This is a genomic window from Stenotrophomonas sp. 05L44_2, assembly GCF_056665995.1.
In genome coordinates this window covers 1-2,243 of the sequence record NZ_JBFTNR010000683.1, presented here as the reverse complement: position 1 = coordinate 2,243, position 2,243 = coordinate 1, and the positions used below count along the sequence as shown (strand labels likewise).

Sequence of the window (2,243 nt, the reverse complement as noted above, 5' to 3'; positions counted from 1 at the left end):
CTTTTCCCCTGACTGCCCATGAAGCGCCTGCTGCTGCTTTTGCTGGCGTGCGCCGGCCTGTGGCTGGCTGCATGCTCTTCCTCGATGACGGCCTCGTCCACCTCGCTCAGCGACCGCCTGATCGCGCCCGGTGGCGTCTCGCCCCTGCTTGATCAACCGCGTATCGCCGCAGCTGTGGCCGCGCTGCCGAACCGGCATGGCTTCGCCCCGGGCCGTGATGGCGTGCCGATCTTCTGGCGTGCTTTCGATCCGGGCGACTACGGTGCGCGCTACCACTACCTGCCGCAGCAGCACCAGAACGGCCTGCCGCTGGATACCGGGTTGAGCCTGTCCGTACCGCAGCCGTTCCGCGCGCAGGCGCCGCGCGGCACTGTGGTGCTGCTGCACGGCTGGATGATGAACGGTGATTCGATGCTGCCATGGTCGCTGCAGCTGGCCGAGTCGGGCTACCGCGTGATCACCCTGGACCTGCGCAACCATGGCCAGTCCGGCGCCGGTCCCTCCGGCTACGGCACCTACGAGTCGGACGATGTTGTGGATGTCATCGCCGAACTGCGCGCGCGCGGCGAAGTGATCGGCCCGCTGTACCTGTTCGGTGTTTCCTACGGCGCTGCCACCGCATTGTTCACCGCCGACAAGCTGGGCGACCAGGTCGCCGGCGTGGTGGCGATGGAATCGTTCGCCAATGCCGGGGTTGCGATCCGCACCATGATTCCGCATCTGATGGCCCTGCAGCCGGAAGGGTTGAAGGCACAGGCCATCGCTTCGTATGCACGCTGGCGCTACGGCAGCCAGGACATCAACCAGGTGGTGGCCGCCGCCAGCCGCCGCATCGACGTGGATCTGGACAAGGTGGATGTTGCCCGCGCGCTGGCCGATACCCGCGCCTGCGTGCTGCTGCTGCACGGGCAGGGCGACCAGCACATTCCGGTCAGCCAAGGCCGCGCGTTGGCGCAGGCCAATCCGCGTGCGCACTACATCGAGATGCGCGGCGAAGATCACATCACCCTGCCGCTGCGGCTGGACCTGCTGGCCAGAGTGGTCGATGACTGGATGGCGCGCGACGAGCACCATCCGAAAGCCGCGTGTCCGGCACCGCAGTTGCCGGCCCAGGCCGAATGGCTGGTGCATGGCGTCGACACACCCGCAAAAACCCCAGCACGCGGCTGAGCTTCAGGGCAGGCGGCGGGCCAGCGAACGTGCAGATGCCGCTACACCCAGCAGCATCGCTGCCACGCACAGGAAGGCAAAGCCCAGGCTGGTGGCATGGGCGAGCGCGCCGATCGCTGCGGGGCCTGCAAGAATGCCGGCATAGCCCAGCGTGGTGACTGCGGTGATCGCAATGCTCTCCGGCATCGCGCGCTGCTGGCCCGCCATCGAGAACAGGGCGGGCACGATGTTGGCGCAGCCCAGGCCCACCAGCACGTAGCCGACCAGCGCCATGGCGAAGGAGGGCACCAGTGTGGCCAGCGCGAAACCGGCCGCAGCGGTGATGCCGCCGATGACGATGGTACGGGTGCGGCCAAGGCGCTCGACGATGCCATCGCCGAACAGGCGCATCGCCGTCATCGCCAGCGTGAAAACGGCAAAACCGGCACCGGCCTGGTCGCGCGGCACGTGGCGTATTTCGGCCAGGAACACCGCGCTCCAGTCCAGCATCGAACCCTCGGCCAGGAACACCACGAAGGCGAGCACGCTGATGAACAGCACCACGCCGTGCGGCAGGGCCAGCATCGGGCCGTCATGCAGAATGCGCTGCGGGCGCCAGTGCGGTGCCGACAACAGGGCCACCAGCAGCATCGCCGCCACGGCAACCAATGACGCCAGCCACAGGGGCGTGCCGAGAACCAGCAGGCCGGTCATGCAGCCGGCGCCGATGAAGCCGCCGATGCTGTAGAACGCGTGGAAGCCGGACATCATCGGCCGCCCTGCATCGCGCTCGACGGCCACCGCCTGCATGTTCATCGTGCAGTCCATCGCCCCCACACCCGCACCGAACACGAACAGCGTTGCTCCCAGTGCCAGCGGCGTGGGGGCGAGCGTCAGCAGTGGCAGGGCGAGCAGGATCAAGGCCGTGGTCGCGATCATCAAGCGGCGCGAGCCCAGGCGCGCGGTCAACGCACCGGCCAGTGGCATCGCCAGCAGCGAGCCGAGGCCAAGGCACAGCAGCAGCCCGCCCAGGCTGGCATCGGACAACCCGGCCTTGGCCTTGGCGAAGGGCACCATCGGTGCCCAGGCAGCGG

2 protein-coding genes are annotated in these 2,243 nt (G+C 68.3%); one reads left to right on the top strand and one right to left on the bottom strand.

Annotation, left to right across the window (positions count from 1 at the left end):
• Window positions 1-18: 18 nt before the first annotated feature.
• Window positions 19-1,170, top strand: coding sequence for an alpha/beta fold hydrolase (locus AC1VAN_RS19240; RefSeq protein ID WP_313115652.1), 1,152 nt, complete (start codon window positions 19-21; stop codon window positions 1,168-1,170).
• 3 nt (window positions 1,171-1,173) lie between these two features.
• Here AC1VAN_RS19240 and AC1VAN_RS19235 read toward each other — a convergent pair.
• Window positions 1,174-2,243: MFS transporter (locus tag AC1VAN_RS19235; protein WP_480986482.1), on the bottom strand; the 1,070-nt coding region annotated here is incomplete at its 5' end.